The organism is Streptomyces sp. NPDC048484, from assembly GCF_040651415.1.
In the GTDB taxonomy this organism is placed as follows: domain Bacteria; phylum Actinomycetota; class Actinomycetes; order Streptomycetales; family Streptomycetaceae; genus Streptomyces.
The window spans coordinates 45494-72268 of sequence record NZ_JBEZJY010000019.1 but is presented as its reverse complement, the minus strand read 5'-3'; the positions used below and the strand labels follow the sequence as shown (position 1 = coordinate 72268).

Genomic DNA, 26775 nt, shown 5'->3' with positions numbered 1-26775 from the left:
CGGACCAGCACACCCTTCTCCGCTCGCGGAACCGGCACACACGCCGATGGGGCCCCGCACCACTCTGGTGCGGGGCCCCATCGGCGTCGTACGGGTTCCTCAGCCCAGCAGGCCGCCCACGAGCCCGGATTCGTCTCCGGAGTTACCGGCGCCGCCTGAGCCGCCCGTGCTGCCGCCGGAGCCGCTGCCTCCGCCGCTGCTGCTGCCGCCGCCACCCGAGCCGGTTCCACCGCCCGTGGTGCCGCCCGAGGAGGGCGGTCCCGCGGGGGCGGCGGGCGCCTGCGTCGGAGCCGACTGCTGCGGCGGTGCCTGACCGGACCCCTGCGTCTGGCTGGGCCGGCCCGCACCCGCGCCGGCCGTCTCTCGCGCCGTCGCACCCGGTGAGGTCGCGGCGCCCGAGGGGCTCGCCGATGTCGCGGCCTTGGTGGGCGAGTTGGACGCCGACGGGCTCTGCCTGTCGTGGCGCGCGCCGGGCTCCTCCGGAAGCGCGGAGCCGGGCAGTTCGTTGCGCGGGGCCTCGCCCGGGCCGGGGACGACCACGCGGTCGGAGTCACGGACGGCGCCGCCGAGCAACGAGCCGATGAGCAGCGTGAGCCCGACGACGATGGCCGCGACGAGCCCACCGCGCCGCAGTACGCGTCGGCGCAGCTCCCAGATCTCGGCACGCGGCCCGAGCCTGCGCCACGCCTCGCCCGCGAGGCGGCCGTCGATGGAGTAGACGGGGGCACCCGCGATGATCAGCGGCGACCAGGTGGCCAGGTAGATGATGTCGGGCGCGTCGTAGACGGGGACGGACTTCCAGCTGACGGTGAGCAGCAGCGCCGCCGACAGCAGGGCGCCGACGACCGCCGAGAGCCGCTGCCACAGGCCGAGGACGGTGAGGACGCCGACGATCACCTGGAAGAAGGCGATCAGGAGTCCGGCACCGACGGGGTGCTGGAGCGCGAACTCGCGCAGTGGTTCGGCGAGTTCCCAGGGGTGCAGCGAGTTCAGCCACTTGACCATGGAGCCGCGCTTGCCACCGTCGAAGTAGACGGGGTCGCAGAGCTTGCCCATGCCGGCGTAGATGGAGATGAAGCCGAGGAAGACGCGCAGCGGGAGCAGGACGACGCCGAGGTTCATCCGGCGGCCGGGGTAGTACCCGTGCCGGACGGGGGTGGCGCCGTGGCGCTTGAGCGCCCCGCCGTCGTCGTCGTCCCCGTATTCGTCGTCGTAGGAGTCGTCGCAGGAGCCTTGGTAGGAGTCGCCCTCGAACTCGCCTCCCGCGTACGGGCCTTCGTCGAGCTCCTCGTACGCGCTGCCCGAGCCGCGCAGTTGCTGCGGCAGGAGGCGGGTCCCGGGGCCACGGACGGTCGGGGTCTCGACGGTGGCGTCGACGTCGAACCCGGAGCCGCCGCCACCGTCGACGCGCGGGATGACCTGGGTCGAACCGCCGTCGCCCGCCGGATCCCCGGCGCCGTGCTGAAGACTCGTGCTCCGTACGGCCTGCAACAGCCGGGTGGCGCCGGTGTCGTCGGGGGCGGACTTCCCGCTCCAGACGACCGGTGCGCGGCGGCGGGTGCCTGCGGCGGTTCCGACGACGGGGACGCGCGCGGTGCCGTCGCCCGAGCTCAAGTTCCGCGCGCCGCGCGGGAACCGGGCCCGGGACGCGGCGCCCAGCTGCACGCGGAAGCTCGCATGATTGACGATGACCTGCGCCGGATCGCTCGGCACCTTCACCATGCTCAGCGCGGGAGCGTCGTCGAATCCCAACGAGTGGTCCCCCGTGGGTGTGCGGGGTGTTCTGGTGTCCACACTCATCTAACCGAGTGACGTGTGTTTAGGACACTGCTTTGACCGGCCCGATCTGTCCGGACCGCGTCAAGATCACCAAGCACGTGCGAATGCTCCGCGGGGACGGCGTTCTCACACCGCCGACGCCGCCCCCGCCGCTGCACCCATCGCTACCGCAGCAAGGTCTCAGACCCGGCGCCGCGACGCCTCGTACAGCACAACTCCCGCGGCCACACCGGCGTTCAGCGACTCCGTGCCGCCCGGCATCGGAATCCGCACCCGGAAGTCACAGGTCTCGCCCACGAGTCGCGAGAGCCCCTTGCCCTCGCTGCCGACGACGATGACGACGGGACCGCCGAGGGCCGCCAGGTCACCGACCTCGGCCTCACCGTCCGCCGCGAGGCCGACCACGACGAGACCGGCCTTCTTGTAGGCCTCCAGGGCCCGGGTCAGGTTGGACGCACGGGCGACGGGCGTACGGGCCGCGGCACCGGCGGACGACTTCCAGGCACCGGCGCTCATGCCGGCCGCGCGACGCTCGGGCACGACCACGCCGTGCCCGCCGAAGGCGGAGACGGACCGGACGACGGCACCGAGATTGCGCGGGTCCGTCACCCCGTCCAGGGCGACGATCAGCGGGTCCGCACCCTGGTCGTACGCGGCGGCCGCGAGGTCCTGCGGGTGCGCGTACTCGTACGGCGGGACCTGGAGGACGAGCCCCTGGTGGTTGAGCCCGTTCGTCATGCGGTCCAGCTCGGGGCGGGGGGCCTCCATGAGGTGGATGCCGCCGCGGTCCGCGGCGAGCTGGAGCGCCTCGCGCACCCGCTCGTCGTTGTCGATGAACTGCTGGACGTACAGCATCGACGCGGGCACGCCCTCGCGCAGCGCCTCGACGACGGAGTTGCGCCCGACGACCATCTCGGACGTGCCCTTGCCGCCCCGGCCGCCGCGCGGCGAGGGCTTGCGCACGAGCTGCTTGGCCTTGGCGCCCGCGATGCGGTTCTTCTTGTGCCCCTTGCGCGCCTCGGCGGGCGGGGTGGGGCCCTTGCCTTCGAGGCCCCGGCGCCGCTGGCCGCCACTGCCGACCTGCGCGCCCTTCTTGCCGGACATGCGGCGGTTGTTAGCGGCCATGACCTACCTGTCTGTGTGAAGGCGCACGCGTGTACGCCGCTGCGAAATGTCGTACGTCTGTGCCGTACGTCTATGAAGTGTGCCGCCCGGACACCCGGACGGCACAATCGATCAAGAAAACGCTCAGGCTCTCAGCGCGGGCCGAGGGTCCAGCGCGGCCCCTGGGGGCCGTCCTCGATGACGAGCCCGGACTGGTTGAGCTGGTCCCGGATGGCGTCGGCGGTGGCCCAGTCCTTACGGGCACGGGCCGACTCGCGCTGCTGCAGCACCAGCCGTACGAGCGTGTCGACGACTCCGTGAAGGTCCTCGCCCCGGTCGCTCTCGCCCGCCCAGTGCGGGTCGAGCGGGTCGAGGCCGAGGACCGCGAGCATGGCCCTGACCTCGGCGAGCCGGGCGACGGCCGCTTCCTTGTCGTCCGCGGCCAGCGCGGAATTGCCCTGCCGGACCGTGGTGTGCACGATCGCGAGGGCCTGCGGGACCCCGAAGTCGTCGTCCATCGCCTCGGCGAACGCCGGCGGGACCTCGGCCGCGGGGGCGACCGCGCCTCCGGCCTTCTCCACCACGCGCTGCACGAAGCCCTCGATCCGCGCGAACGCCGACTCGGCCTCACGCAGCGCTTCTTCGCTGTACTCGATGGTGGAGCGGTAGTGCGGAGTGCCCAGGTAGTAGCGCAGCACGATGGGCCGCCACGCCTTGACCATCTCGCTCACGAGCACGGAGTTGCCGAGCGACTTCGACATCTTCTCGCCGCTCATGGTCACCCACGAGTTGTGCACCCAGTAGTGCGCGAACTCGTCGCCGAAGCCCACGGCCTGGGCGATCTCGTTCTCGTGGTGCGGGAAGATCAGGTCGATGCCGCCGCCGTGGATGTCGAAGGCGGAGCCCAGGTACTTGTGCGCCATGGCACTGCATTCCAGGTGCCAGCCGGGCCGGCCGCGCCCCCAGGGCGTCTCCCAGGACGGCTCGCCGGGCTTGACCGCCTTCCACATGGCGAAGTCCCGCGGATCCCGCTTGCCGGTCTCGCCGTCCCCCGCAGGCTGCCGCAGCTCGTCCAGGTTTTGGTTGGAGAGGGAGAGGTAGCCGGGCAGGGACCGTACGTCGAAGTAGACGTTGCCGTCGGCCTCGTACGCGTGGCCGCGTTCGATGAGCGTGCGCATCATCTCGACCATCTCGGTCACATGGCCGGTGGCCCGCGGCTCGTACGTCGGCGGCAGGCAGCCCAGTGCCGTGTAGCCGTCGTTGAACGCGCGCTCGTTCTCGTAGCCGATCGACCACCACGGCCTGTCCTGCTCCGCGGACTTCCAGATGATCTTGTCGTCGATGTCCGTCACGTTGCGGACGAACGTGACGTCGTAGCCGCGGTGCTCGAACCAGCGGCGCATGATGTCGAAGTTGAGCCCGGACCGGATGTGCCCGATGTGCGGGGCCGCCTGCACCGTGGCGCCACAGAGGTAGATCGAGACACAGCCCGGAGTGATCGGGGTGAAATCGCGAATCTGCCGGGCGCTGGTGTCGTACAGGCGAATAGTCACCACACCAGGGTAGTGGGCGGTGGGCAGTGCCCCTTCTACCGCATGGGGCACGTATGCGTGACATCTGTATCCCGGCGGTGACGTCGACCGGTATTTCCTCGCCCCCGCGAGAGAAACCTCCCGTCAACCCACCCGTGCCACCAGCGCCGTGGCGACCGCCATCAACCCCTCGTCGCGCCCGGGAAACCCGAGGCCGTCGCTCGTGGCCCCGGACACCGACACCGGCGCCCCCACCGCCTCGGAGAGGACCTTCTGCGCCTCGTCCCGGCGCTTTCCGATCTTCGGGCGAGGGCCGACGACCTGCACCGCGACATTGCCGATCGTGAACCCCGCCGCACGGACGATGCGCGCCGCCTCCGTCAGCAGCGTCACGCCGGACGCCCCGGACCACTCGGCGCGCCCCGTACCGAAGTGCTGCCCCAGGTCACCGAGGCCCGCCGCGGAGAACAGCGCGTTGCACGCGGCGTGCGCGACGACGTCCGCGTCGGAGTGCCCTGCCAGCCCGGCGCCCTCGCCCTCCCACTTCAACCCGGCGCACCACAGTTCACGGCCCTCTTCGAAGGCGTGGATGTCGGTGCCGATGCCGACCTGCGGCAACAGGGGTGCGGGTGTCCCGGAACCCTCAGAACCCTCAGAACCCTCAGAACCCATCGGTCAGCCTCCGCCGCGCCAGAACCGCCTCCGCGAGAATCAGGTCCAGCGGACGCGTCACCTTGAACGCCTCCTCGTGCCCGGGCACGACCACGACCCGGAGCCCGAGCTGCTCGACCATGCTCGCGTCGTCGGTGACGTTGCCCGTGACCGTCGCGTGGGCCCGTACGAGGGAGTCGCGCTCGAAGCCCTGGGGCGTCTGAACGGCACGCAGCCGCGACCGCTCAGGCGTGGCGACCACGGGCTCGGGCTCCCCGGCCGTCTCCGCAGGCTCGACCTGCTTGACGGTGTCCGTGAGCGGCAGCGCGGGCACGACGGCGGGAGCGCCGTCGCGTACCGCCTCGATGACGCCGTCGACCGTTTCGACGGGTACGAGCGGACGCGCCGCGTCGTGCACGAGCACGATGTCGATGCCGTCCGGCAACGCCTCCAGCCCGAGCCGCACGGACTCCTGCCTGCTGTCACCGCCGGGCACGACGAGGAACTCGGTCCGCTCCGGGAGCGCGTGCGAGTCGAGCAGCGTCCTGACCTCCGCGGCCCCGCCGGGCGGAGCCACGACGACGACGAGGGAGACGGCACGCGACGCGGCCATGGCCCGCACCGCGTGGATGAGCATGGGGGTGCCGTTCAGCGCGCGAAGCGCTTTGGGAGCGCCCGGGCCGAGGCGTACACCTCGGCCGGCAGCCGGAATCACAGCCGCCGTACGGGCCCCGGGAGGCGAGGGGCGCGAATCGTCAGACATCGGTTCCTGTCAGGTTTGTATGCTCGGCCGACGTGGGTATGGCCTGGGCGTACCCCGGCCGACGGGCTGGGTGAGTGCCGGGCGCGACGCCTCGACCGGACCCTTCCGTGAAGATGGTCGAGCCAGCTGTCCGGGCCCGGCACTCCAAGTACGGAGTATCGGAGTATCAGTACGGAGTATCGGAGTATCGGATTCCCTGGAGTGTCAGGGAGTGCGTTGAGTACACGGTTTCCGGGTACGGGCTTGCCGTCGGATACGGACATGCCGCAGCGCCCGGCGACAGTGGATATGTCATCGGGCACCGCGGCATTTCATTGCGCCGAACCGCTCGTTTCGTTTCTGGTCACAAAGCGATCAGATTGTGCGATCAGAGCATGCTGGGCGTCAGGACGCGAGGACCTCGTCGAGCAGGGCCTCGGCCTTGTCCTCGTTCGTGTTCTCCGCGAGGGCGAGCTCGCTCACCAGGATCTGGCGGGCCTTGGCGAGCATGCGCTTCTCGCCGGCGGAGAGTCCACGCTCGCGCTCACGACGCCACAGGTCACGGACTACCTCCGCCACCTTGATGACATCGCCGGAGGCGAGCTTCTCAAGATTTGCCTTGTAACGACGGGACCAGTTCGTGGGCTCCTCGGCGTACGGCGCGCGCAGTACCTCGAAGACCCGGTCCAGCCCGTCCTGACCAACCACATCACGTACGCCGACGAACTCCGCATTGTCCGCTGGCACACGCACTGTCAGGTCACCCTGGGCGACCTTCAGCACCAAGTAGGTCTTGTCCACGCCTTTGATCTGGCGAGTTTCGATAGCCTCGATCAGCGCGGCCCCGTGATGGGGATAGACCACGGTGTCGCCAACCTTGAACGTCATGTGACAGGTACCCCTTCCGTGGCTATCCAGGGTAACACGGAAACCGCGTGTTCTGAATGGCGTTTTCGCAGGTCAGGGCATATCTCGGGGCTTGACAATCGCAACAGGAACGTGCTGCGGAGGGGGCACCGACGACGGTATTCGCAGGTCGGAGCGGCTCTTCCGGGGAGGAGAAACGCGCACGTTACAACACCCTTGAAGCTCGCTCACGTGCCTGAACGTCCATATTTGTCGGGTTCCGAGAGCTCATCTTCCGCTACTCCGTTCGGTGATCGCAGCCGTGTACGAGATGAATCCGGAATTGATCACGCGGCCGGAAGAGCGGCCCGGAGAGCGGCCGGAAGAGTGACGGAAGCGCGTCCGGAGATCAGCCGATGACCAACCGAAGATCAGCCGAAGACCGACCGGGATCAACCGAAGATCAGCCGAAGACGACGGAAGACCGATTTCCCTGACCGCCACGCATTCCTTACGGAGAATCCGCTGCCGGCGCCCGTACCGTCGGCTTACCAGAGGGTTCTTATGTGAAAGACGGACAGCTGTGTGGCGAGTGCGGGACAAGCATGTGGCCTATGGGTCAGTGGAGCATGCATGTACACCGCGTGACGTGAGTGACCGGGAGGCAAGGAGCCGGCGTCCGGCTGTGGCCGAGGACCGGCATCCGGCTGTGGCCGAGGAGTCGTAGAGGCGGGTCGGGTGCGGCGGCACCGGAACGGCTCGGTAACCTGAGGCCGCTGACTGATCCTTGGAGCGGCTTTATCAGAGGAGCCGCTCTTTTTCCGCCCACGTTCTAGGAGTTGCCGCCGCCGTGAGCAGCAGCCTTCGACGCGGCGCCCTCGCCGCCGCCGCCATCGCGTTCTCGATCGCCTCGCTCGCCGCATGCGGCGCCGGCAACAAGGCCCAGACCCTGGAGATCAAGCCGGACAACGCCGCCACCAGCGTCGGCGACATCAAGATCCAGAATGCCGTCGTCATCACCCAGCCCGAGCTGGAGTCGACGGGCCCGGCCGTGGTCGCCGCGACCCTGTTCAACGGCGGCCGAACCGCCCAGACCCTGGAGTCCGTCAAGGTCGAGGGCATCAACGGGCCCGCCCGGCTCAAGCCCGCCAAGGGCGCGGGGAAGGGGAAGCTGACGATCCCGGCCGGTGGTTCGCTGGTCCTCGGCGGCAAGGACAACGCCTCCGCCGTACTGGAGAGCAGCCGCGAGGCCTTCGAGGACGGCGACGCGCAGCCGGTCACCTTCACCTTCAGCAAGACCGGTGACGTGAAGCTGGAAGCATTCGTCGTACCGGCCGAGAGCTACTTCTCCGGCTGGGGTCCGACCGAGGCCCCGGCGGCGCCGAGCACCGAGCCCGGCGCGTCGGAGTCCGAGCCCGGCGCGGCCTCCGGGTCTCCCTCGGGTTCGTCTTCCGCGTCCGCTTCGGGCGGGACCGAGGAAACGGGCGAGGCGGGCACCCAGGCCACGGACGCGGCCTCGGCCAGCGCCAATGCCTCGGAGTCGGCAGCGGGCCACTGAGCGGCTCACAGCCACCGTTCTCCCGTACGGGCAGGTCCTGTACGTACGGCGAGCAGGACGAAGGGCGGGACCCCTTTTCCAGGGGTCCCGCCCTTCGTCCTGCTCGCCGTGCCCGGTTTACGCCTGCGCGGTTTACGGCTCGAACTTGTAACCGAGGCCGCGGACCGTGACCAGGTAGCGGGGGGCGCCGGGGTCCGGCTCGATCTTCGCCCGCAGGCGCTTCACGTGGACGTCCAGCGTCTTGGTGTCACCGACGTAGTCGGCGCCCCACACCCGGTCGATGAGCTGCATACGCGTCAGGACGCGTCCCGCGTTGCGCAGCAGCATCTCCAGAAGGTCGAACTCCTTGAGCGGGAGCTCGACCTTGGAGCCGGAGACGGTGACCACGTGGCGGTCGACGTCCATGCGGACGGGGCCCGCCTCCAGGGCGGCCAGGCTGACCTCCTCCGGCTCGCCGCGGCGGCGCAGGACGGCCCGGATACGGGCGACCAGCTCACGCGAGGAGAAGGGCTTGGTGACGTAGTCGTCGGCTCCTATTTCGAGCCCCACGACCTTGTCGATCTCACTGTCCTTGGCGGTGACCATGATCACCGGGACGTTCGAACGGCTGCGCAGCTGGCGGCACACCTCGGTGCCGGGCAGGCCGGGCAGCATCAGGTCGAGGAGGACGAGGTCGGCGCCATTGCGCTCGAACTCGTCAAGCCCGTCGGGCCCGGTGGCCGCGATGGCGACCTCGAAGCCCTCTTTGCGGAGCATGTAGGACAGAGCGTCGCTGAAGGACTCCTCGTCCTCGACGACGAGCACTCGGGTCACGGATGGACCTCCGGGGCAGAAAAGGGTTCGTACGGGGATGAGACGGTGGTCGTCCCGTCGGTCTGACCGGTCTCGTCGTCTTCGTCGAGACCGGGTGTCTGGTTGTCGCGGGCTCGAGCACGGGCACGGGCCGCGCCCGCCTCCGGCAACCGCAGGGTGAAGGTGGAGCCCTGACCCTCGGAGCTCCACACCGTGACCTCCCCGCTGTGCGAGGCGGCCACGTGCTTGACGATCGCAAGCCCCAGCCCCGTACCGCCTGTGGCGCGGGAACGGGCCGGGTCGACGCGGTAGAAGCGCTCGAAGACGCGCTCCTTGTCCTTGTCGGAGATGCCTATGCCCTGGTCGGTCACGGCGATCTCGACAAGGTCTCCGCCGGGTGCGGTGACGCGGCGCGCGGCTATGCCGACCCGGGTGCGGGCGGGCGAGTAGTTGACGGCGTTCTCCACGAGGTTGCCGAGTGCGGCGGCGAGCTGCCCCCGGTTGCCCCAGAGTCGCAGTTCGGCGGTGCCGCCGGCGGCCATGGTGATCTGTTTGGTGCCGGCCTGGTGGCGACAGCGGTCGATCGCCTCGGCGACCAGCTCGTCGACGCGTACGGGCTCGGCGTCCTCCAGGGGGTCGTCGTTCTGGACCCTGGAGAGGTCGATGAGTTCCTGAACGAGGTTGGTGAGGCGGGTCGCCTCGATCTGCATGCGCCCGGCGAAGCGCTCGACGGCCTCGGGGTCGTCCGAAGCGCCCATCACGGCCTCGGAGAGGAGGGCGAGCGCGCCGGTCGGGGTCTTGAGCTCATGGCTGACGTTGGCGACGAAGTCGCGTCGTACGGCCTCGATCCGCCGGGCCTCGGTGAGGTCCTCGACGAGAAGCAGTACGAGCCGTGAGCCGAGCGGCGCCACGCGGGCGGACACAGCGAGGGCCTCGCCCCGGCCGGTACCGCGCCGGGGCAGATCGAGCTCGGCTTGGCGTATCTCACCGTCCCTGCGGGTGTCGCGGGCCATCTGGATCATCGGCTCGACGGCCAGTTTCCCGCCTCGCACAAGGCCGAGTGCGTACGCGGCCGAGCTGGCCTTGACGACGCCGTCGGCCTCGTCGAGTACGACCGCGGAGGAGCGGAGCACGGAAAGAACCGTGTCGACACCCGGTGGAAGGACCGGGTCCGTGTGCAGAGAGGTGCGGGTGGGGCGCTTCTGATCCCGCTCACTCCAGCGGAACGCCAGCACGGCGATGACACCGGTGAGTACACCGGCGATCGCAGCCACTGCGGCGACCGCCGCGTTCACGTCCATGGCTCCAGGTTAGGCACGCTGTACGCCCCGGTCACAGCGGTACGAGGCCGGACTCGAACACTCGTCGCCCAGAGTTCACCCTGGGGACCATGCTGGTTCACTTCGTACGGTCGGGTCGGGGGGCCTTTCCACCAGCGGGAAGAGGCGACGTCGCCCAGAGTTCACCTGGGTGCCGGTGGTGGTTCATTTGAGGGGACGGAAACCGTCGCGTTCGGGCCGGACCGTGGGAGCGTGGGGTTCACGAGCCCCTGTGAGCCCCCCGAAGAAGACGTAGGAAAGGGACATCCTGATGCGGGACGCGTACCACGAGGAACTTGACTCGATCGGCGAGGGCCTGGTCGAGATGGCCCGGCTCGTCGGGTCGGCGATCGGTCGCGCCACGACGGCGATCCTCGACTCCGACCTGAAGCTGGCCGAGAGCGTGATCGCGGCCGACCAGAGGGTCGACGATCTCCAGCACGACCTGGAGGCGAAGGCGATAGCCCTGCTGGCCCGGCAGCAGCCCGTGGCCACGGACCTGCGGATCGTCGTCACCTCGCTCCGTATGTCCGCCGACCTGGAGCGCTCCGGCGACCTCGCCCAGCACGTGGCGAAGCTGGCGCGGCTCCGCTTCCCGGAGCGGGCGATTCCGCAGGATCTGCACGCCACGATCCTGGAGATGGGCCAGCTCGCGCAGCGGCTGATGGCGAAGGCGGCCGAGGTCATCGTCACCAAGGACGTCGACCTCGCCCTCCAGCTGGAGCAGGACGACGACGAGATGGACCTCCTCCACCGCACGCTCTTCCAGCACCTCCTGGACGACCGCTGGAAGCACGGCATCGAGACGGCGGTGGACGTGACGCTGCTGGGCCGCTACTACGAGCGGTTCGCGGACCACGCGGTGTCGGTGGCGAACCGGGTGGTGTACCTGGTGACGGGCGAACACGCAGACGAACTGCAGAGCACGCCTCCGGTGGAGGGGGCGTAGTCCTCCGGCGGCCTGGCAGAGGTGGCCGGGCGGTCGGCCGCGGGCGAGGGCGAGGGCGAGGGGGCGCGTCGACAGGGCGTAGGGGACTGAAAGCCTCTGTGCGCCGTTGATGCGCCCGACCTTCTGGGAATGCAATGGGAGTAGGCACAAGCCTTCGAGGAGGAACCCATGGCCGATCCCCCCACCACGCCCGACCCGACCCAGGACCGCGAGACGCAGCAGCCCGCCGAGATCAAGACCCTGCCGCTCTTCGGCGCCTGCGGCTGCGGCTCGGGCTGCGGCTGCGGGTGCCAGTCCGGCAACCCTTGTCAGTGCGGCTGATCAGTGCGGCTGACGCGCTGCATGGGGGGCGTCGACTACGCCGCCGACGCGTGACGCACGACGTGTGACGTGTGACGTGTGACCGCGAATCGTTTGACGCCGAATCGTTTGACGGCGAAAGGGCCCCGCTTCAGGTGCGGGACCCTTTCGTTCGTCTTCATTCGTTCGTGAACCGCGTTGCTTGCTTGCCCGCTAGCGGTTCGTGGTCCGCACCGCGTCCAGGTCCGGTTGCGGGGCCCCGGTCGAGGGCCCGGCCAGAGACCCGGTCCGGGTCTCGGTCCTCGGGACGGCCGTGCCGGTGTCGTTCGTCTCGCCGGGCGCCGAGCGCGCGGACCGCTGGGCCGGTTCGGCACCGTTGTAGTACGGGCGGTACTCAACCAGCGAGCTGCCCGCGCTGATGGCGGAGCCCGCCGCGGTCAGCTCGGCCGAGGAGACCGATCCGGTCCCGCCGAAGGCGATGACGGAGTTGACCCCGGCCGCCTGCTGACGCAGATAGGTCGCGTCCGTCTCCGGCAGGGTCATCTCGTCGGTCCACAGGATCGGGCCGTAGTAGAGCATGCCGGTGCTCGCGGACACACCGCCGCGCCAGCTGTCCGTCCAGGCAAGACCCACCTGGTACGGGGAACCCCACCAGAACCGGGCGAGCTCGGCGGAGGTGCCGTCATGGCCGCTGCCGCTGATCGGGTAGTACGACCAGGTGCCGGGCCAGTTGGAGAAGGACGTGTGCGTGAGCGCGTACTCCGCCGAGGCGCCGACGGGGACGACCATGGTCTGGTCGGGGTCGAGCGAGTTGAGGTACGACTTCACCGACGATGTCAGCTTGTTGCCCTCGTTGAGGACGACCGTGCCCTTTCCGCCGACGCCGAGGGCTCCGGCCGCCGCGGAGGCCGCGAGCGCCGAGTGGTAGTCGGTGCCGGTGGCGACGAACACGTACTCCGGGGCGCTGGTGACGGCCTTGGCGACCGCCACGGACGTGGAGTAGCGCGAGGTGCCTGCCAGCCGCTTCGGTGTGAAGCCGAGCGAGCTGATCTTGTTCGCCACGGCGCTGGACAGGATGTCCGTGCCGCCCACCAGGTAGACCTTGGCACCCGGCTTCAGCGTGCGCTTCAACTCGGTCTGCACGGCGGCCGACAGCGAGGTCTTCGACGTCATCAGCAGGGGGCCCTGCTTCTGGCCGGCGAGCGTCTGCCCGGTCAGGGCGTAGGACGGGCTGTCCTTGCTGATGACGACGGCGGTCTTCGCGTCGATCAGGCCCGGCCGGATCTGGCCGGCCGTGTTCCACGTCCACCGGGACGCGGCCACGTTCGTCGCGTACGCGTCGGCGCCCCAGACCCGGCCGACGCTCTGACTGCGAAGCGGCTGCCAGGCCATGTCGAGGACCGAGGAGGTGCCCGGCGGCAGCGGCATCTTGGTGACGTCACCGGTGGCGACGTCCACGACACTCGGGATGGCCACATCCTCGTCGGTGCCGTTGGTGACGGCGATCCGGGTGCCGCTGGGCGACCAGGCCGGGGTGTACGCGGCGTCGGTGGAGGTGAGTTGGCGCTCGCCTGTGCCGTCGACGTTGATGACGAAGAGCCGGCTCTGGCCGTCCACCTCGCGCACGAAGGCGACCTGGGTGCCGTCGGGCGAGATCGCGGGGTGGGCACCTTCATCGGTCAGCTTCGTAAAGCCGCCGGTGGTGTCCTCCCAGAGCCAGATGGCCGACCCGGTCGGCGAACCGCAGGTGTCGCCGGTGCGGACGAAGGCGATCAGGCCGTTGACGGACGCGCTGGGCTGGCGGTCGCAGCCGTCCTCCGCGGTGGAGAACAGCGGCTGGGCGTAGCGGGAGCCGTCCGAGAGTGCGTAACGGAGGCGACCGCCGCCGGAGTAGACGACCGTCTCGCCCGACCGCAGGAACGTCGGGTCGCCGACGCTGCTCATGGAGCCCTGCTCCTGGATCTTCACCAGGGTGGAGCCGGTGTAGCGGCGGGTCTCGACCCGGCCGCTCTTCACGTAGGCGACCCGGCTGCCGTCGGGCGACCAGGACGGCTGACGGGCGTCGGCGAGGAAGTCGGTGTAGGTGCTGCTGCCGGGTTCCTGCGTCTGCATGACGTTGCGTGCACCGTTGACGAACGTCAGCTTGCCGTCGGCGGCCTGCCAGGTGACGGGGTCCGCCGCGACCGCGCCGGGCGCGGCGGTGACCATGCCCGCGGCGACGGCGACAACGGTGCCCAGTGCCGCGAGCACGCGGCGTCTGTGAATCTTCATGTGCCCCCACAAGAGTGTTGGAAGTGCTGCCGTTCGTCTCCCCGACGCGGAACGGAAACCTCACGTCCCTCTACGACAGCTGCGCCACTTTAGCGGCACACATGATCAGAATGGAACAGTTTCAGAACGACCGCGCTCTACTCCTCCCTTCGTCCCTCCGAGCCATCGTGCCGCCATCGTGTCGCCGTGGGGTCTGGCCGACGACGATCGCCCCACTGAGGCCAGCAGCGATACCCGAAACCTTCGGAAACGTTCCGAGGCAGGACGACCAGCGGGCAGGATGGCCTCATGACAAAGCTGTCCGTACGGTCGGTCCGTCGCGCCTCTTCCGGTTCGGTGCTGTCGTTGTGGTCTCAGGACTCCGTGTTGTCGATCGGCTCGGTGGGTTCGGTGCTGTCCGTGGGGTCCATCGGTTCGGCCCTGTCGGTCGGCTCGATCGGAAGTGCCCTGTCGGCCGGCTCTATCGGTTCGTCCCTGTCTCTGATCTCGACCGGGTCGTGGCTGAGCACAGGCTCGTTGTTTTCCGCGCAGTCGCGGTGGTCGGTGCTGTCCTGGCGTTCCTCGCACGGGTTCCTGGCTGCGGGAGCGGTAGGCGCAGCGGCCGGGGGCGCCCTCCTGTTGGCCCAGATGCTGCACAAGACCGGCACGGGCACCGGCACCGGCACCGGCACCGGCACCGGCACCGGATAACCCTGATCAGGCTGAGCGAATATCTCGCGCTCCAGCCAGCCGCTCACGCCACTCACGCCACTCACGCCACTCACGCCAAAGATTGTCCCCATACCCATGAAGTTGCCGGAGGACGGCAGGGTTCTGCGAGTTGTTGGTGCCGGAAGGGCCGGTTCACCTGTGATCACCCATTGAGTACGGTTCTGCCTGAGCAGCGCAGCCTGCAGCGATCAGCGCTGAGGTGCGGACCGTATGGAACGGTCTGAGGCGAAGACGGGGTAACGATGGTCTACCTGGTACTGGTTGCGACAGCAGTCTTGTCCATCATGGCCGCCGCCGTGTTCGTGCTGGTGGGCCGCCATCGGCGCCGGCTGGCTTCCAGTTCAGAAGCGCAGCGAATCGAAGCGGCGGCTACGCGAGGCATCCGCGATGCACGCCGCCAGGCTCATGCCTTTCATCACTTCGACGATGGCGGCGGCGTCAGTGCTCTACGGGATCGCGACTCCCGCACGTAGGGCTCGGTGGACGGGTGCGGCCCTTTCAGGATTCAGGCCGTCAGGGCCGTGTCTGGCGTACGTCGCTGCACGAGGAGAGACCGCCACGGTCTACCACGCCAACTCGTGTGGGCCTCGCCACCGGTCATCGACGAGGCATCGGGCCCGATCGGGTACCTGCTCATGTCCTACGGCAAGGCTGAGGAAGCGTCCGAGTGCGGCCAGTGTGGGAGCGGCTACCGCCTTCGGTCCCGCCTCTGAACGGCCGTGAACGGTGCTGCATGAGACGGAAACTGAGGCAAACAGCGGGGCCGGGCTCGCTGGCATCCTCGGTGTCGAAGGAGAAGTAATGGCACTGGTCCGCAAGGGATCACGCCGCATCGTTGTCGACGGCACGGCCTACCGCTGGCGGCTCCGAGACAGGCCGACCTACTTCCAGGGCCTGGCCTGGTCGCCGTGCACGTTCGCGGTCGAGCATGCGGACACCCCAGGGACGACGCTCGTGGTCACCACCAACCAGCCGCATCAGAGCAACTGGTTCGGACGTGAGGCCAAGCCGGCACTGCCGTCCGGCGTTGCCCAGGCCATTCAGCTGGCCCTCCGCGAAGGTTGGACTCCGACGGCTCCAGGCTCCGCTTTCCACCTCGATCAGTCCGCCGGCTTCACGCCCTCGCCCTGAACGGAGCAGAAAGGATCGCGCGGCCACAAGGCCACCCTCGACCGGCTCCGCGTGGACCGCTGGATGGAGGAAGCCTCAACCGCGGCCCCGATCCCTGCACTTGCTGTCGTCTTCGGCATCAGCGCCGCCAGCGCCATCCGATCGCGCAAGCTGCCCGCCAGATCCTCGCAGGCGACGCGACACCACCGTAAGCAACTTCCAATTCGGCCGACCGCCAGAGGGCCAGCTCGATGTCCAACCGCGGGTGGAGCTCTCTATCCCAGGAACGCAGCAGTGGTCGCCACGAACTGGTCGGCGTCGTCGAGCCAGGGATAGTGGCCCGCTCCCGGCTGAACCACGAGCGTGGCATCGGAGAACAGCGCCGCGAACTCGGCCGCCGAATGAGGGGGGCTGTTCAAGTCGAACTCTCCGGCGAGCAGCAGCACGGGGGCCTCGCAGGCGGCGAGCGCCGCACGAGTCGTCTCCGGGTTAAAGGCCCCCTCGTCCGCGAAGAGAGCGACAGCTTCCTTGTTTTTCGGCTGGCTGGACGCGTGGTGGTTCTGTGCCGCAGCGTCCCAGCGGCCCCAGAAGAAGGGAGCGAGAGCTTCCCAGTCGCTGCCCGTGCCCTCCGCGATCGCCTCCAGAGCGGCGAACGCCGCCGGGAACCACGGCTCGCTCTCACGAAGCTGCGCGAGCTGGCGTCGCGTCTCCCCGGTGATCGCGATGCCAACAGCTCTGGGACTGGGACCGATCAGGGCGAGTTTGCTGACGTTCTTCGGGTATCGGGCCACGTATTGCGTCGCAACGTTCGTACCGGCGGAGTGACCGAGCAGGTCCAGCCGAGGGAGCGCGAGGTGTTCACGCAGCGCTTCGACGTCGTTGACCAGGTGATCGCAGCGGTAGGAAGAGGTGTCTTCGGGAATCGCGGACCGGCCGGTGCCGCGAAGATCCAAAATGATCAACTGACGGTGCGTGGACAGGCCGCCCAAGTCGCCGAGGTAGAGGGAGTCCGCAGGGCCCCCCGGGAGGCAGATGACCGGGTCGCCGTCTCCGATCACGCGGTAGGCGAGCTGGGTTCCGTCAGGTGCGGAGAAGATAGGCATGCTGCGGACCCTGCCAGCCATAGCCGGGTTATACAACCTGGTTATGACGGCAGGATCGCTCGGGTATATAACCGAGCTATGCCAGGCGAAAAGGACACACACCAGAACCCCGCGACGCTAACCGAGGAACAGGCTGAGCGAATGCTCGCCGGCATGAACGAGGTCATCCGCGCGGGCGAGGAGATGCGAAAGGTACGCGCCGAGATGATCAAGCTGTTCGCCGACTTCGGCTGGACCCAGGACAGGATCGCCCAGCTCACCGACATGAGTCAGCCCGCCGTATCCAAGCAGGTAACGAAGTACAAGATGGGCGACCCACTACCCCCGACGAAGCTCTCTCTCGACCAGCACGACGTGCCCTGGCTCGAAGGACGCCTCTGGAGCCTCGCTGAGGAAATCTCCGAGAACTACGACACCGCCCGCTGCACGCGCTACGTCCACGCCATCGCCAGAAGGAAGAAGCGCTTCACGCCCCAGAACGTCGACGAGCTGCGGCGCCTCGTCGAAGAGGACCTGATGCTGCACCAGGCAGAGATGCCCAGCAGCTACCGGAACGCATACGACGAGATCAGTCGCGGTCTCGACCTCCCCGCGAAGGTCACCACCACCGCATCTGGCTCTGTGCGTCGTGCCCTCGCCTACCAGATCCAACGCGACCAGCTCAGGGGCGACTCCTGAGCGGTTGTCACTGCAACCGGAACTCCACATATTGCACCGACCCCATACCGCCAACCTGCACGACCTGCCCAACACAGCCACCCACCGGACCCGAATATGTAGGTCGCCCAGCCCGCTTCCGCACGCCACTGCACGCCACTGCACGCCACTGCACGCCACTGCACGCCGGAGTATCCGACGACCTTCCCCGCTGTCCCCCGCCAGACCCCACCACCGTCCGCAGATCACCGTGAAGAGACTTCAGTTCGCTGAACTCCGGGCCCTCCGTCGAGTGCCAGTGAGATCGTGCGCAGTGCCACCGCTACCCATCTGTCGGCCTGCAGCGCCGAGTGCATCGAAGGATGCTCGGAGCTCCGGCGCCGCTCCCTCGGTGAGGTCCTCTGTCCAGCACTCGCACCAGTAGCCCCACTGCGGCTTGTCCGTCAGCATGGGGGTCCTCCCGGGCGGGTCCCGATGAAGAGTTCTGCGGTGACCGTGTGGCCGACGTCGCTGTCGTGGACCACGACCCGGTGGGCAATTGCGCTGACCATGCCCAGTCCCCCGGCCGCACGCCGCCTCCTGGTCCTCGATCTTGGGGGCATGGCCGGTGCCTCCGTCACCCGTGACCGAGAGGGCGACCATCTGCAAGTGAGACTGCTAGAGCTAGACGAAAGCTGCCCGGCTGTCGGCCGCTGGCGGTGTGCAGGATCACGTTCGCGCTCAACTCGCTCACCATCAACTCGGCGTCCTCACCCAGCGGCGAGCCTCTGAGGACGTCCCATGCCCAGCGGCGGTGATCCGTCCACTCCTCTGGCCGCGGGCCTTGACCCCACCCGCCGCCAGTACCCGTAAGCCCTACGACACAAGGCCACGACGGCCCTCGCTCCCTCGCGGAGCGGGGGCCCTTTCGTCATGTCCGGGATCGGGTGGGCGGTCCCCAGCACAGCCGACCCTGCCCACGAAGCCGTAGGCTCCCCGAATGATCGAGACCATCGTGTTCGACGTCGGCGAAACCATCACCCGAGATGACCGCTACTGGAACGCCTGGGCCGACTGGCTGAACATCCCCCGCCACACCCTCTCCGCACTCGTCGGCGCCGTCGTCGCACAGGGCCACGACAACGCCGACGCAGTACGCCTCGCGCGCCCCGGCATTGACATCCCCGCTGAGTACCGCGCACGCGAACAGGCAGGCCACGGCGAAGCCCTCGACGAGACGGACCTGTACGACGATGTCCGCCCCGCCCTGTCGGCGCTCCGCGATCTGGGTGTCCGGGTCATCGTCGCCGGGAACCAGAGCGCGCGCGCCGGGGAGATGCTCCGCGCTCTCGACCTGCCTGCCGACCTGGTCGTCACCTCCGAGGAGTGGGGCGTCGCCAAGCCCGCAACGGGGTTCTTCGAGCGGGTCCTGGACGTGGCCCAGGCCGCGCCCCAGAGGACTCTGTACGTCGGCGACCATCCGGCCAACGACCTGTTCCCAGCAAAGCGATCAGGGCTACGCGCCGCGCATATCGGCGCTCCGGGTTCTATATCGAGCTTGGCCGAGCCCAGTTGTGGGCAGGCTTGGCGGACGACGCGTTCGAGTCGCTGAAGGTCGCGCGGCGGATCGCGCCGCAGCACACGCGCGGCCACCGGTGGGCGCGGGAAGATGCGGCCACACTCCGCCGGTTGAAGCGGGCCGACTCGGAGTCACTGACGAACTTCGCTGAGTGGATCGGCGCCGTCTGACCTTCCCCCCATCGAGTGACACAGTCTGTGTCACTTGTGGCACTTGCGGGCGCCCATCATCTGTCTGTCCACACCGAACTGGCAGATGGGAACAGGGATGAGCACAGAGAAGCCTGGCGCCCCCACTCTCGTGCAGGGGCCGGTGAGCATCGCTCGGCAGCATGGCGAGGCGTGCTTCGACTGCGGAACCGTCGCCACGACGCTGTACGGGGACGGGTTTATCACCCTCCCTGGCAGCAATCGCGTGTGGCCGGTCGTTACGTGCTGGTGCCGCAGAGCAGGCGGCCACAGCATGACCACTCAGCAGACCACGTCGGAACCACCGATCACGCTGCCGGATCCAACTCGGCCGCCGAGGCCGGCGCCTGGCTGTGACGTGTGCGCGGCTCTCGACAGGCAGCGCGCCGGCTTCGAGGGCAAGGGTCAGGTCTCGCAGGCCACAGCGTGGGGGGTCGAAATCCGCAATCACCCCCACGGCAGGGCGTCATGAGCGAAGACCCCCTCCAGGACTCGGGGAGCGCCTTCGGCCACTTGCGGTCCACAGCAGGCGAGACCCAGCTGACCCTCAAGCAGGAGAGGTTCCGCGCTTACATGGACCACTCGATGGACTGCGCGGACTGCGACTACGGCAACCGACGGTGTGACGCCGCCACGGATCTATGGGCCAAGTGGCGCGCTGTGTAGACCCCCCAGACCCACGCGGATGGACCCCGCGTTCATCTCGGGATGATGGCGGCCTGTCCAGTGAGGGGTGGCCGTCATGACCCACTGCGGTTCTGCCCCCTGGGGACCGCCCCCCTGGCCTTGGAGTTCCGGGGCCTAAGCCCTGATCAAAACTGTGCTCCCGGCAGGATTCAACCTGCGACACGCACTTTAGGAGTTCGATCCGAGCCCCTCCGACGGCTGTTGTCGACTGGGGCAGCGGCCCGGCAGAGGTGCTGGCATACGCCCCCGTCCGGCGTCGTTGATGTCAGCCGTGGACGCCAGAGGCCTCGAATAAAGACCGGTTCATTCTGGCACGCGTCCGCTTGGTTCCTTTTGGTTCCTTCCAGCCTGTGTACATCCTCGACATCCGCGTCCGCTACTGAAAGCACCGCACCTGACGGCCCAGGCACGGCCCACGCGCACAGAAGAGCCCCCTCCTGACAGTAAAACTGCAGGTAGGGGGCTTCTTTAGAGGGGGTTACTTCTTCTTGCCCTGGTTCTTTACGGCCTCGATCGCCGCCGCGGCCGCGGCCGGGTCCAGGTACGTGCCGCCCGGCTTCACCGGCTTGAAGGACGCGTCGAGTTCGTACGCGAGCGGGATGCCCGTCGGGATGTTCAGGCCCGAGATGTCCTCGTCCGAGACGCCGTCGAGGTGCTTGACGAGGCCGCGCAGCGAGTTGCCGTGGGCGGCGACCAGGACCGTGCGGCCGGCCAGGAGGTCCGGGACGATGCCGTCGTACCAGTACGGGAGCATGCGGACGACGACGTCCTTCAGGCACTCCGTGCGGGGGCGCAACTCCGGGGGGATCGTCGCGTAGCGCGGGTCGTCCGACTGGGAGAACTCCGTGCCGTCCTCAAGGGGCGGCGGCGGCGTGTCGTACGAGCGGCGCCACAGCATGAACTGCTCCTCGCCGAACTCCGCGAGGGTCTGCGCCTTGTCCTTGCCCTGCAGCGCGCCGTAGTGCCGCTCGTTCAGGCGCCAGGAGCGGTGCACGGGGATCCAGTGGCGGTCCGCGGACTCCAGCGAGAGCTGGGCGGTGCGGATGGCGCGCTTCTGGAGCGAGGTGTGCAGCACGTCGGGGAGCAGGCCGGCGTCCTTCAGCAGCTCACCGCCGCGGACTGCCTCCTTCTCGCCCTTCTCCGTCAGGTTGACGTCCACCCAGCCGGTGAACAGGTTCTTCGCGTTCCATTCGCTCTCGCCGTGGCGGAGGAGGATCAGCTTGTACGGTGCGTCGGCCATGGACCCGAGCGTAATCGACGCCCTGCGGAGCCCGCTCGCCCGCCCGGAAGACGAACACCGGAGGACGGACACCTGAGGACGGACATCTGTCGGAGGCCCACCCTGCCCTGCCCCGGCCCGCCCCGACGCTTGACGACTTCTGTTAATTGAGTGGCTCCCGCCGATCTCGCCCTCGTAAGTTATTCGTAAGTTGTGCTTGGCGCATGCACCGCTTACATGAGCCGCGCTCATCAGAACCTGGGGGTCCCCGATGCCGTTCACATCAGTGAGCGTGAGACGTGCTGCTCGTGAGACCCTCTCCGGGCTCCCGCGCGAGTTCTGGTGGCTGTGGACCAGCACGCTCGTCAACCGGCTCGGCGCCTTCGTCGCCACCTTCATGGCCCTCTACCTCACGCTCGACCGCGGCTACTCCGCCTCGTACGCCGGACTCGTCGCCTCGTTGCACGGACTCGGCGGAGTGGTCTCCTCGCTCGGCGCGGGTGTGATGACGGACCGGCTCGGGCGGCGGCCCACCCTGCTCATCGCCCAGTCGTCCACCGCCGTCTCCGTCGCGCTGCTCGGCTTCATGCACGACCCGGTCGCCATCGCGGGCGTCGCCTTCCTCGTCGGCATGGCCAGCAACGCCTCCCGCCCGGCCGTGCAGGCGATGATGGCCGACATCGTCAAGCCCGAGGACCGGGTCCGGGCCTTCTCGCTCAACTACTGGGCCATCAACCTGGGGTTCGCGGTCTCGTCCACGGCGGCCGGGTTCATCGCCGAGGTCAGTTACCTCGCCGGGTTCCTCCTTGAGGCCGGGATGACGATGGCCTGCGCGATCGTCGTCTTCGCGAAGCTGCCCGAGTCGCGGCCCGAACCAGTCACCAAGGCGGCCGACGAGCCCGCGGTGGGCCTTCGGACGGTCCTGCGCGACAGGCGTTTCATGAGCGTCGTCGGGCTGTCCTTCCTCATCGCGCTGATCTTTCAACAGGGGTACGTGGGCCTGCCGGTGGCGATGGGCGCGGCCGGGTTCACGCCCGCCGACTACGGCCTGGTGATCGCGGTCAACGGCGTCCTCGTCGTCGTACTGCAGATCCCGGTCACCCGTTTCATCCAGCACCGGGATCCACGGCGTCTGCTCGTCGTCTCGTCACTCCTCGCCGGGTACGGGTTCGGGCTCACCGCCTTCGCCGGCTCGGTCGGCGTCTTCGCGCTCACCATCTGCGTCTGGACCCTCGCCGAGATCGTCAACGCGCCCACCCAGATCAGCCTCGTCGTCCGCCTCTCCCCCACGCAGGGCCGCGGCCGGTACCAGGGCATGTACGCGATGTCCTGGTCCGTCGCCTCCCTCGTCGCGCCCCTGATGTCCGGGGTCGTCATCGACCGGTACGGGGCCGAGTGGCTGTGGGGCGTGTGCGCGGTCGTCGGCACGGTGGCCGGACTGGGGTACGGGCTGCTCATGCGGCGGCTGCCGGACGAGGACGCGACCTCCGCTCGACGACCGGCGACCCCGGCGGCGGAGCCCCTGCCTGAACAGGCGGCCTGACCTCCTCGGCCCGGTAGGCGCACATGTGATCACGGCACAACTCTGTGCGCGACGAGAGGAGGCCGGTGTGCTGCTGAGATTCCGTGTTTCCAGTCTCTTCCAGCCTGTGGCGAGCTCCGCCACAGTTCAGTCGCTCGCCCTGAGAGCGTCGGCCAACTGACGCCCCTCCGCTGCTCCTTGCCGCAGCAGAACAGCAGCCGTGGTGTGCGGGAGCAACGGGCGGGCGGGGTGCGGCTTCGGCGCTGGCCGTAAAGCCACACCCCGGCGCTTGGGACGTACCGGACCCAGTCGCCTGACCACTGGGGTGCCGTGTGCCCATGAGATCCGAGGTCCGAGATCCAGTGGTGCTTTCAGTGGTGCATCCGTGCCCCCTTCACCACCTTGTCCACCGCGTTGCGCGGGCCGTACACCGCGAGGCCCACCAGATCCAGGTCCGCGGTCGCTACGGCCCGTACCGCCGCCCGGTTGTCGCGGTCGTTGCCGGTGGTGAACAGGTCGGAGGTGAACAGCGCGCGGGGCAGCGCCCGGGACAGGGCCTTGCCGTGGGCCGCCGTCAGCGTCTCCTTCGTGCCCTCGAAGACCAGCACCGGCTGGCGGAACATCGGCAGGTAACCGACACCGTCGGCGTCCGCGTACGGCTCGCCGACCACCTCGGGGACCGACGAGCCGAGCCCGCTCACGAGGAACGCGGTCACGTTCAGCCGCTGCCACGGCTCCAGGTCCTCCCGCAGCAGGACAGCGATCTTGGTGTCGAAGCGGACGGGTTCGGCGAGAGCGGGGTCTGCGCGGACGGGATCGGTGCCGGTGCGAGCGGGTTCCGCGGGGGAAGGGTCCGCAGGGAAAGAGGCGGCAGGACCGGGTTCAGCGTTCATGCTCTGAGACTGCCGAGCCCCGTACGCGTCCGTCTTGTACGTTCTTTGCATGGTGGCCCAGCGTGAAGTCTCCGCCTGGCGCCCGAGCGTGCCGGGTGTCGTGGAGGTCTTCCACGCCCACTTCACCGAGTACGCGTATCCGATGCACGTCCATGACGCGTGGACCCTGCTGATCGTCGACGCCGGGGCGGTGCGGTACGACCTCGACCGGCACGAGCACGGCACCCCGGAGGGCGCGGTCTCGCTGCTCCCGCCGCACATCCCGCACAACGGCTCGCCCGTCACCCCGTACGGCTTCCGTAAGCGCGTGCTGTACCTGGACCTCAGCCGGCTCGACGAGACGTACATCGGTCCGGCGGTGGACACCCCGGAGCTCGTCGACCCCGTGCTGCGGCGGCGTGTGGGGCAGTTGCACACCGTCCTCGCCCACCCCGGCGACGAGCTGGAGGCGGAGAGCAGGCTTACGCTGATCGGCGATCGGCTGCGCGGCCATCTGCGGCCCGGACCGGCCGAGGACAGCGCGTTGGACAGTGCCGGGCCCAGTGCCGGAGCCGGCCTGAGCGCCGACCGCCCGCTCGCCCGCCGGCTGCGCGAGCTCCTCGACGAACGCCTCCTTGAGGGCGTGACCCTCCAGGAGGCCGCCCGCCTCGTGCACGCGCACCCCACCCACCTGGTGCGGGCCTTCAGCGGCGCCTACGGCATACCCCCGCACCAGTACCTGATGTCGCGCCGGGTCGAACGCGCCCGCCGGCTGCTGCTGGAGGGCCGCACCCCGGGGGACGTGGCCGCGGAGACCGGCTTCTACGACCAGTCGCATCTGAACCGCCACTTCAAGCGGCTGGTCGGGGTGGCGCCGGGGCGTTACCGCCTCAGCTCGCGCTGAGCGAGTTCGCGCTGAGCGTCGTACAGGTTCCGGGGGCGTACGGCGTCCGTCGTCCCGTACAGCTCCAGGCGGGAGTGCAGGGGTCCGGTGAAGTCGGGTACGTCGATCTGGTCGAACTCCGTCACCTCGTTGATGCCGACCGTGGCGCTGTACGGGGCCAGGGCGTCGATCTTCATCAGGCCGGCGCGGGCGTTGGTGACGCGGATGTTCCAGTGCGTGAAGCGGGCGCCGAAGAGAGGGCCGGCGCTGGCGTCGCCGCCGTGACGGCCGTTGTTGGTGACCGTGATGTCGGTGCGGACGTTCGCGAAGGGCATGCCGCGATGGGAGTCGAAGGTGCCCATGCGCATGTCACCGCGCGACCAGACGTTGTACGAGGACAGCCCCTCCACGTTGATGCCGTGGAGCTGGGTGCCCGCGGGGGCGGGTGTCGTGCGCTCCTCGATCGTGAAACGGTCGACGAGGTTGTCGTGCGAGCCCTCGCGGCAGAAGTACGGGTGGTGCGCGCCGCGCCCCGCGACCCGGGTGTCGCGCAGGGTGCACGCCGAGGCGGCGACCAGGCCGAAGCCGTTGTCCACGTGCCGCACGACGACGTCGTCGGCCCAGCAGTCGTACGCGCACTGGAAGGTGACGCCGTTGTAGCCCTTGTCCAGGAGATGCAGGGACTGCGGGGTCTCGACGGCCTCCAGGGTGAGGCCCTCCACGCCGGATCCCGTCAGCGCCTTCACGTGGGTGGTCAGGCGCGGGTCCCACTCCGGGCGTATGTCGAGCGGGAGCGGACGCTCCAGGGTGACGTTTCTGCCCCGCACGCGCGCGATGCGCACGGGCCACTCGTACGGGACGTAGCTGGTCAACTTTGTCTTGTCGTCCCAGTAGTACGCCTCCGCTCCCGGCCCGCCGCCCGCCATGTGTTCCAGGAGGGTGTGGTCGGAGTCGTCGGCGAGGCGCAGGAGGACGAGTTTGCCGGGTGCGAGCTTGCCCGGGTCCGCCACTGTCACCGTCCAGGAGCCCCGGCGTGCGGGCTCGACCGTGGTCAGCGTCTTCCACTCGTCCCGCTTGTTGCCCGTCCAGCCCTCGAAGGGCCACTCCTTGGCCCTGATCGCGTTCGTCAGGCTCGTGAAGCGGTCCGTGGGGCAGAACCAGACGAGGCCGCCCGCCCAGGACCAGGAGGATTTGTCCCCGCCGTAGCGCGACCCGTAGACACCGATCAGCTCGGTGAGGTTCCGGGTCGCACGGAGTTTCGTACGGCCGCTTCCGGCACCGCGCAGGACAACGTTCGAGTGTCCGATGTGGATCAGGCCGTCGAGGCGGTAGGTGCCGGGCGGGATGAGTACCGTGCCACCGCCGGCCCTTCCGGCAGCGGCGATGGCACGGTTGATCGCGGGTGCGGAGTCGGCCGAGCCGTCCGCCTTGGCGCCGTACGCGCGGACGTCGGCCACGACGGGGCGGCGGGGGAAGTGCGCCGCCCCGGCGCGTTGGCCGGCTCTGCCGACGTACGGGATCTGCGGGTGCGCGAAGGGGGCGCGGGTGTACTCCCGCCAGAGGCCGGGGACTTGGCCCACGCCTGCGCCTGCGTCCACACCTGCGCCTGCGTCTGCGCCGGTACGGGCCCGGGTGCCGTTGTCCCGCACGGTGGCCGCGTCCGGCCGGGAGGTCGCGGCCGCTGCCGCCGCAGGCCCGCCGGTCACGGCGACCGCCGCCACGGCTGTCGCGCTGCCGAGCAGCGCCCGTCTGGTGATGCCCTCGCCACGATCACTCATGCCCGAACCGCCTTCCAGGGATGGGGAATTCCATGGATGTGAACAAAGTTCAGATGTGCGTCTGCGGCGAGCATGACATGACGCCCCGACGGCGGGAAAGGGTCGTGCAGGGGTTAGTCAGTGGTGGGGTTAGTCAGTCGCTCGGACGTGCGGTCAGGTGACTGAACGCGTCCAGATTGCGTGTGGGCTCGCCGCGCGACACCCGCCACGCGTACTCCTTGCGGATCGCGGACGCGAAACCGAGTTCCAGGAGGGTGTTGAAACTGCCGTCGGCGGCTTCCAGGACCGAGCCGAGCAGCCGGTCGACCTCGTCGGCGGTGACCGCGGCCAGTGGCAGCTTGCCCGCCACGTAGATGTCACCGAGCGGGTCGACCGCGTAACCCACGCCGTAGAGCCTGAGGTTGTGCTCCAGAAGCCAGCGGTGCACCCCGGCCTCGTTCTCGTCCGGGTGCCTGATCACGAAGGCGTTGAGCGACAGGGAGTGCCTGCCGACGATCAGCGAGACGGTCGTCGACAGCTTCCGGGTGCCGGGGAGCTTCACCACGAAGTGGCCGGACTCCGGGCTCTCCCACTCCAGTTCGGCGTCCTTGAGGACCTCCTCGATGGTCCCCGCCGCCCGCTCCACGCCAGCCCTGTCAGCCATT

The 26775-nt window shown here is 69.0% G+C and carries 25 protein-coding genes and 2 pseudogenes; 12 read left to right on the top strand and 15 right to left on the bottom strand.

Features of this window, described 5'->3' with window-relative positions; all coding sequences use genetic code 11:
• Window positions 1-99: 99 nt before the first annotated feature.
• The 6 genes from AB0D14_RS20395 to AB0D14_RS20370 form a co-directional block, all read right to left on the bottom strand.
• Window positions 100-1794 (bottom strand): DoxX family protein, encoded by a 1695-nt coding sequence (locus AB0D14_RS20395; RefSeq protein WP_362781137.1) that lies wholly within the window; start codon window positions 1792-1794, stop codon window positions 100-102.
• Between the two features lie 165 nt (window positions 1795-1959).
• Window positions 1960-2904, bottom strand: a complete 945-nt coding sequence (gene rlmB / locus AB0D14_RS20390; protein ID WP_362780909.1) for a 23S rRNA (guanosine(2251)-2'-O)-methyltransferase RlmB — start codon at window positions 2902-2904, stop codon at window positions 1960-1962.
• Between the two features lie 131 nt (window positions 2905-3035).
• Complete coding sequence (gene cysS, locus AB0D14_RS20385; protein WP_362780907.1) at window positions 3036-4436, bottom strand: cysteine--tRNA ligase; 1401 nt, start codon at window positions 4434-4436, stop codon at window positions 3036-3038.
• 123 nt (window positions 4437-4559) lie between these two features.
• Complete coding sequence (ispF, locus tag AB0D14_RS20380; protein WP_362780905.1) at window positions 4560-5087, bottom strand: 2-C-methyl-D-erythritol 2,4-cyclodiphosphate synthase; 528 nt, start codon at window positions 5085-5087, stop codon at window positions 4560-4562.
• The gene (gene ispD, locus AB0D14_RS20375) at window positions 5077-5829 is read right to left on the bottom strand and encodes a 2-C-methyl-D-erythritol 4-phosphate cytidylyltransferase (protein WP_362780903.1); all 753 of its coding nucleotides are present in this window, start codon (window positions 5827-5829) and stop codon (window positions 5077-5079) included. The genes ispF and ispD overlap by 11 nt, the downstream gene beginning before the upstream one ends.
• Window positions 5830-6213: 384 nt before the next feature.
• Window positions 6214-6696, bottom strand: coding sequence for a CarD family transcriptional regulator (locus AB0D14_RS20370; protein WP_003953493.1), 483 nt, complete (start codon window positions 6694-6696; stop codon window positions 6214-6216).
• A gap of 808 nt (window positions 6697-7504) precedes the next feature.
• Here AB0D14_RS20370 and AB0D14_RS20365 point away from each other — a divergent pair.
• A complete protein-coding gene (locus AB0D14_RS20365; protein ID WP_362780900.1) occupies window positions 7505-8212 on the top strand; it encodes a DUF461 domain-containing protein in 708 nt (235 codons plus the stop codon).
• Window positions 8213-8344: 132 nt separating this feature from the next.
• Here AB0D14_RS20365 and AB0D14_RS20360 read toward each other — a convergent pair whose 3' ends face one another.
• Together AB0D14_RS20360 and AB0D14_RS20355 are read right to left on the bottom strand one after the other, a co-directional pair.
• Window positions 8345-9025, bottom strand: a complete 681-nt coding sequence (locus AB0D14_RS20360) for a response regulator transcription factor (protein ID WP_362780898.1) — start codon at window positions 9023-9025, stop codon at window positions 8345-8347.
• The gene (locus AB0D14_RS20355) at window positions 9022-10305 is read right to left on the bottom strand and encodes an ATP-binding protein (RefSeq protein ID WP_362780896.1); all 1284 of its coding nucleotides are present in this window, start codon (window positions 10303-10305) and stop codon (window positions 9022-9024) included. The genes AB0D14_RS20360 and AB0D14_RS20355 overlap by 4 nt, the downstream gene beginning before the upstream one ends.
• A gap of 289 nt (window positions 10306-10594) precedes the next feature.
• Between AB0D14_RS20355 and phoU the strand changes: the two genes are divergently transcribed.
• Both phoU and AB0D14_RS20345 read left to right on the top strand, forming a co-directional pair.
• The gene (gene phoU / locus AB0D14_RS20350) at window positions 10595-11272 is read left to right on the top strand and encodes a phosphate signaling complex protein PhoU (RefSeq protein ID WP_362780894.1); all 678 of its coding nucleotides are present in this window, start codon (window positions 10595-10597) and stop codon (window positions 11270-11272) included.
• 168 nt (window positions 11273-11440) lie between these two features.
• A complete protein-coding gene (locus AB0D14_RS20345; protein ID WP_362780891.1) occupies window positions 11441-11593 on the top strand; it encodes a hypothetical protein in 153 nt (50 codons plus the stop codon).
• Between the two features lie 192 nt (window positions 11594-11785).
• On the opposite strand, the gene AB0D14_RS20340 is transcribed toward AB0D14_RS20345, so the two are convergent.
• Window positions 11786-13843: a cell wall-binding repeat-containing protein gene (locus AB0D14_RS20340; RefSeq protein WP_362780890.1), complete on the bottom strand. Its 2058-nt coding sequence runs from the start codon at window positions 13841-13843 to the stop codon at window positions 11786-11788.
• 288 nt (window positions 13844-14131) lie between these two features.
• On the opposite strand from AB0D14_RS20340, the gene AB0D14_RS20335 reads away from it, so the two are divergent.
• The 3 genes from AB0D14_RS20335 to AB0D14_RS20325 all read left to right on the top strand — a co-directional run bounded on the left by AB0D14_RS20335 (window position 14132) and on the right by AB0D14_RS20325 (window position 15685).
• Complete coding sequence (locus AB0D14_RS20335) at window positions 14132-14533, top strand: hypothetical protein (protein WP_362780888.1); 402 nt, start codon at window positions 14132-14134, stop codon at window positions 14531-14533.
• A 263-nt stretch (window positions 14534-14796) separates the two neighbouring features.
• Window positions 14797-15027, top strand: coding sequence for a hypothetical protein (locus tag AB0D14_RS20330; protein WP_362780886.1), 231 nt, complete (start codon window positions 14797-14799; stop codon window positions 15025-15027).
• 328 nt (window positions 15028-15355) lie between these two features.
• Window positions 15356-15685: a hypothetical protein gene (locus tag AB0D14_RS20325; protein ID WP_362780883.1), complete on the top strand. Its 330-nt coding sequence runs from the start codon at window positions 15356-15358 to the stop codon at window positions 15683-15685.
• Window positions 15686-15939: 254 nt separating this feature from the next.
• On the opposite strand, the gene AB0D14_RS20320 is transcribed toward AB0D14_RS20325, so the two are convergent.
• A complete protein-coding gene (locus AB0D14_RS20320) occupies window positions 15940-16767 on the bottom strand; it encodes an alpha/beta hydrolase (protein WP_362780881.1) in 828 nt (275 codons plus the stop codon).
• A 153-nt stretch (window positions 16768-16920) separates the two neighbouring features.
• Between AB0D14_RS20320 and AB0D14_RS20315 the strand changes: the two genes are divergently transcribed.
• Window positions 16921-17445, top strand: a complete 525-nt coding sequence (locus tag AB0D14_RS20315) for a helix-turn-helix domain-containing protein (protein WP_362780878.1) — start codon at window positions 16921-16923, stop codon at window positions 17443-17445.
• A gap of 422 nt (window positions 17446-17867) precedes the next feature.
• Here AB0D14_RS20315 and AB0D14_RS20310 read toward each other — a convergent pair.
• Window positions 17868-18181, bottom strand: a pseudogene (locus tag AB0D14_RS20310) (ATP-binding protein).
• 222 nt (window positions 18182-18403) lie between these two features.
• Between AB0D14_RS20310 and AB0D14_RS20305 the strand changes: the two are divergent.
• From AB0D14_RS20305 to AB0D14_RS20295, 3 genes and pseudogenes are all read left to right on the top strand, one after another.
• Window positions 18404-19015 (top strand): HAD family hydrolase, encoded by a 612-nt coding sequence (locus AB0D14_RS20305; protein ID WP_362780876.1) that lies wholly within the window; start codon window positions 18404-18406, stop codon window positions 19013-19015.
• Window positions 18931-19152, top strand: a pseudogene (locus tag AB0D14_RS20300) (transcriptional regulator); the annotation flags it as partial. The gene AB0D14_RS20305 and the pseudogene AB0D14_RS20300, both read left to right, overlap by 85 nt.
• Before the next feature lie 486 nt (window positions 19153-19638).
• Window positions 19639-19836, top strand: a complete 198-nt coding sequence (locus AB0D14_RS20295; RefSeq protein WP_362780873.1) for a hypothetical protein — start codon at window positions 19639-19641, stop codon at window positions 19834-19836.
• A gap of 499 nt (window positions 19837-20335) precedes the next feature.
• Here AB0D14_RS20295 and AB0D14_RS20290 read toward each other — a convergent pair whose 3' ends face one another.
• Window positions 20336-21097, bottom strand: coding sequence for a phosphoglyceromutase (locus AB0D14_RS20290; protein WP_362780870.1), 762 nt, complete (start codon window positions 21095-21097; stop codon window positions 20336-20338).
• Window positions 21098-21347: 250 nt separating this feature from the next.
• Here AB0D14_RS20290 and AB0D14_RS20285 point away from each other — a divergent pair, with 250 nt between their 5' ends.
• Window positions 21348-22619 (top strand): MFS transporter, encoded by a 1272-nt coding sequence (locus AB0D14_RS20285; RefSeq protein ID WP_362780868.1) that lies wholly within the window; start codon window positions 21348-21350, stop codon window positions 22617-22619.
• Window positions 22620-22969: 350 nt separating this feature from the next.
• Here the strand turns inward: AB0D14_RS20285 and AB0D14_RS20280 are convergent, their stop codons facing one another.
• Window positions 22970-23491, bottom strand: a complete 522-nt coding sequence (locus AB0D14_RS20280) for a DUF2000 domain-containing protein (RefSeq protein ID WP_362780865.1) — start codon at window positions 23489-23491, stop codon at window positions 22970-22972.
• Between the two features lie 49 nt (window positions 23492-23540).
• On the opposite strand from AB0D14_RS20280, the gene AB0D14_RS20275 reads away from it, so the two are divergent.
• Window positions 23541-24374, top strand: a complete 834-nt coding sequence (locus tag AB0D14_RS20275; RefSeq protein ID WP_362780863.1) for an AraC family transcriptional regulator — start codon at window positions 23541-23543, stop codon at window positions 24372-24374.
• Here AB0D14_RS20275 and AB0D14_RS20270 read toward each other — a convergent pair.
• Both AB0D14_RS20270 and AB0D14_RS20265 read right to left on the bottom strand, forming a co-directional pair.
• Window positions 24353-26131, bottom strand: coding sequence for a glycosyl hydrolase family 28-related protein (locus tag AB0D14_RS20270; protein WP_362780861.1), 1779 nt, complete (start codon window positions 26129-26131; stop codon window positions 24353-24355). The genes AB0D14_RS20275 and AB0D14_RS20270 overlap by 22 nt on opposite strands.
• A gap of 133 nt (window positions 26132-26264) precedes the next feature.
• Entirely contained in the window at window positions 26265-26774 is a 510-nt protein-coding gene (locus tag AB0D14_RS20265; protein WP_362780859.1) for a YbjN domain-containing protein, read from the bottom strand.
• Window position 26775: the final 1 nt, after the last annotated feature.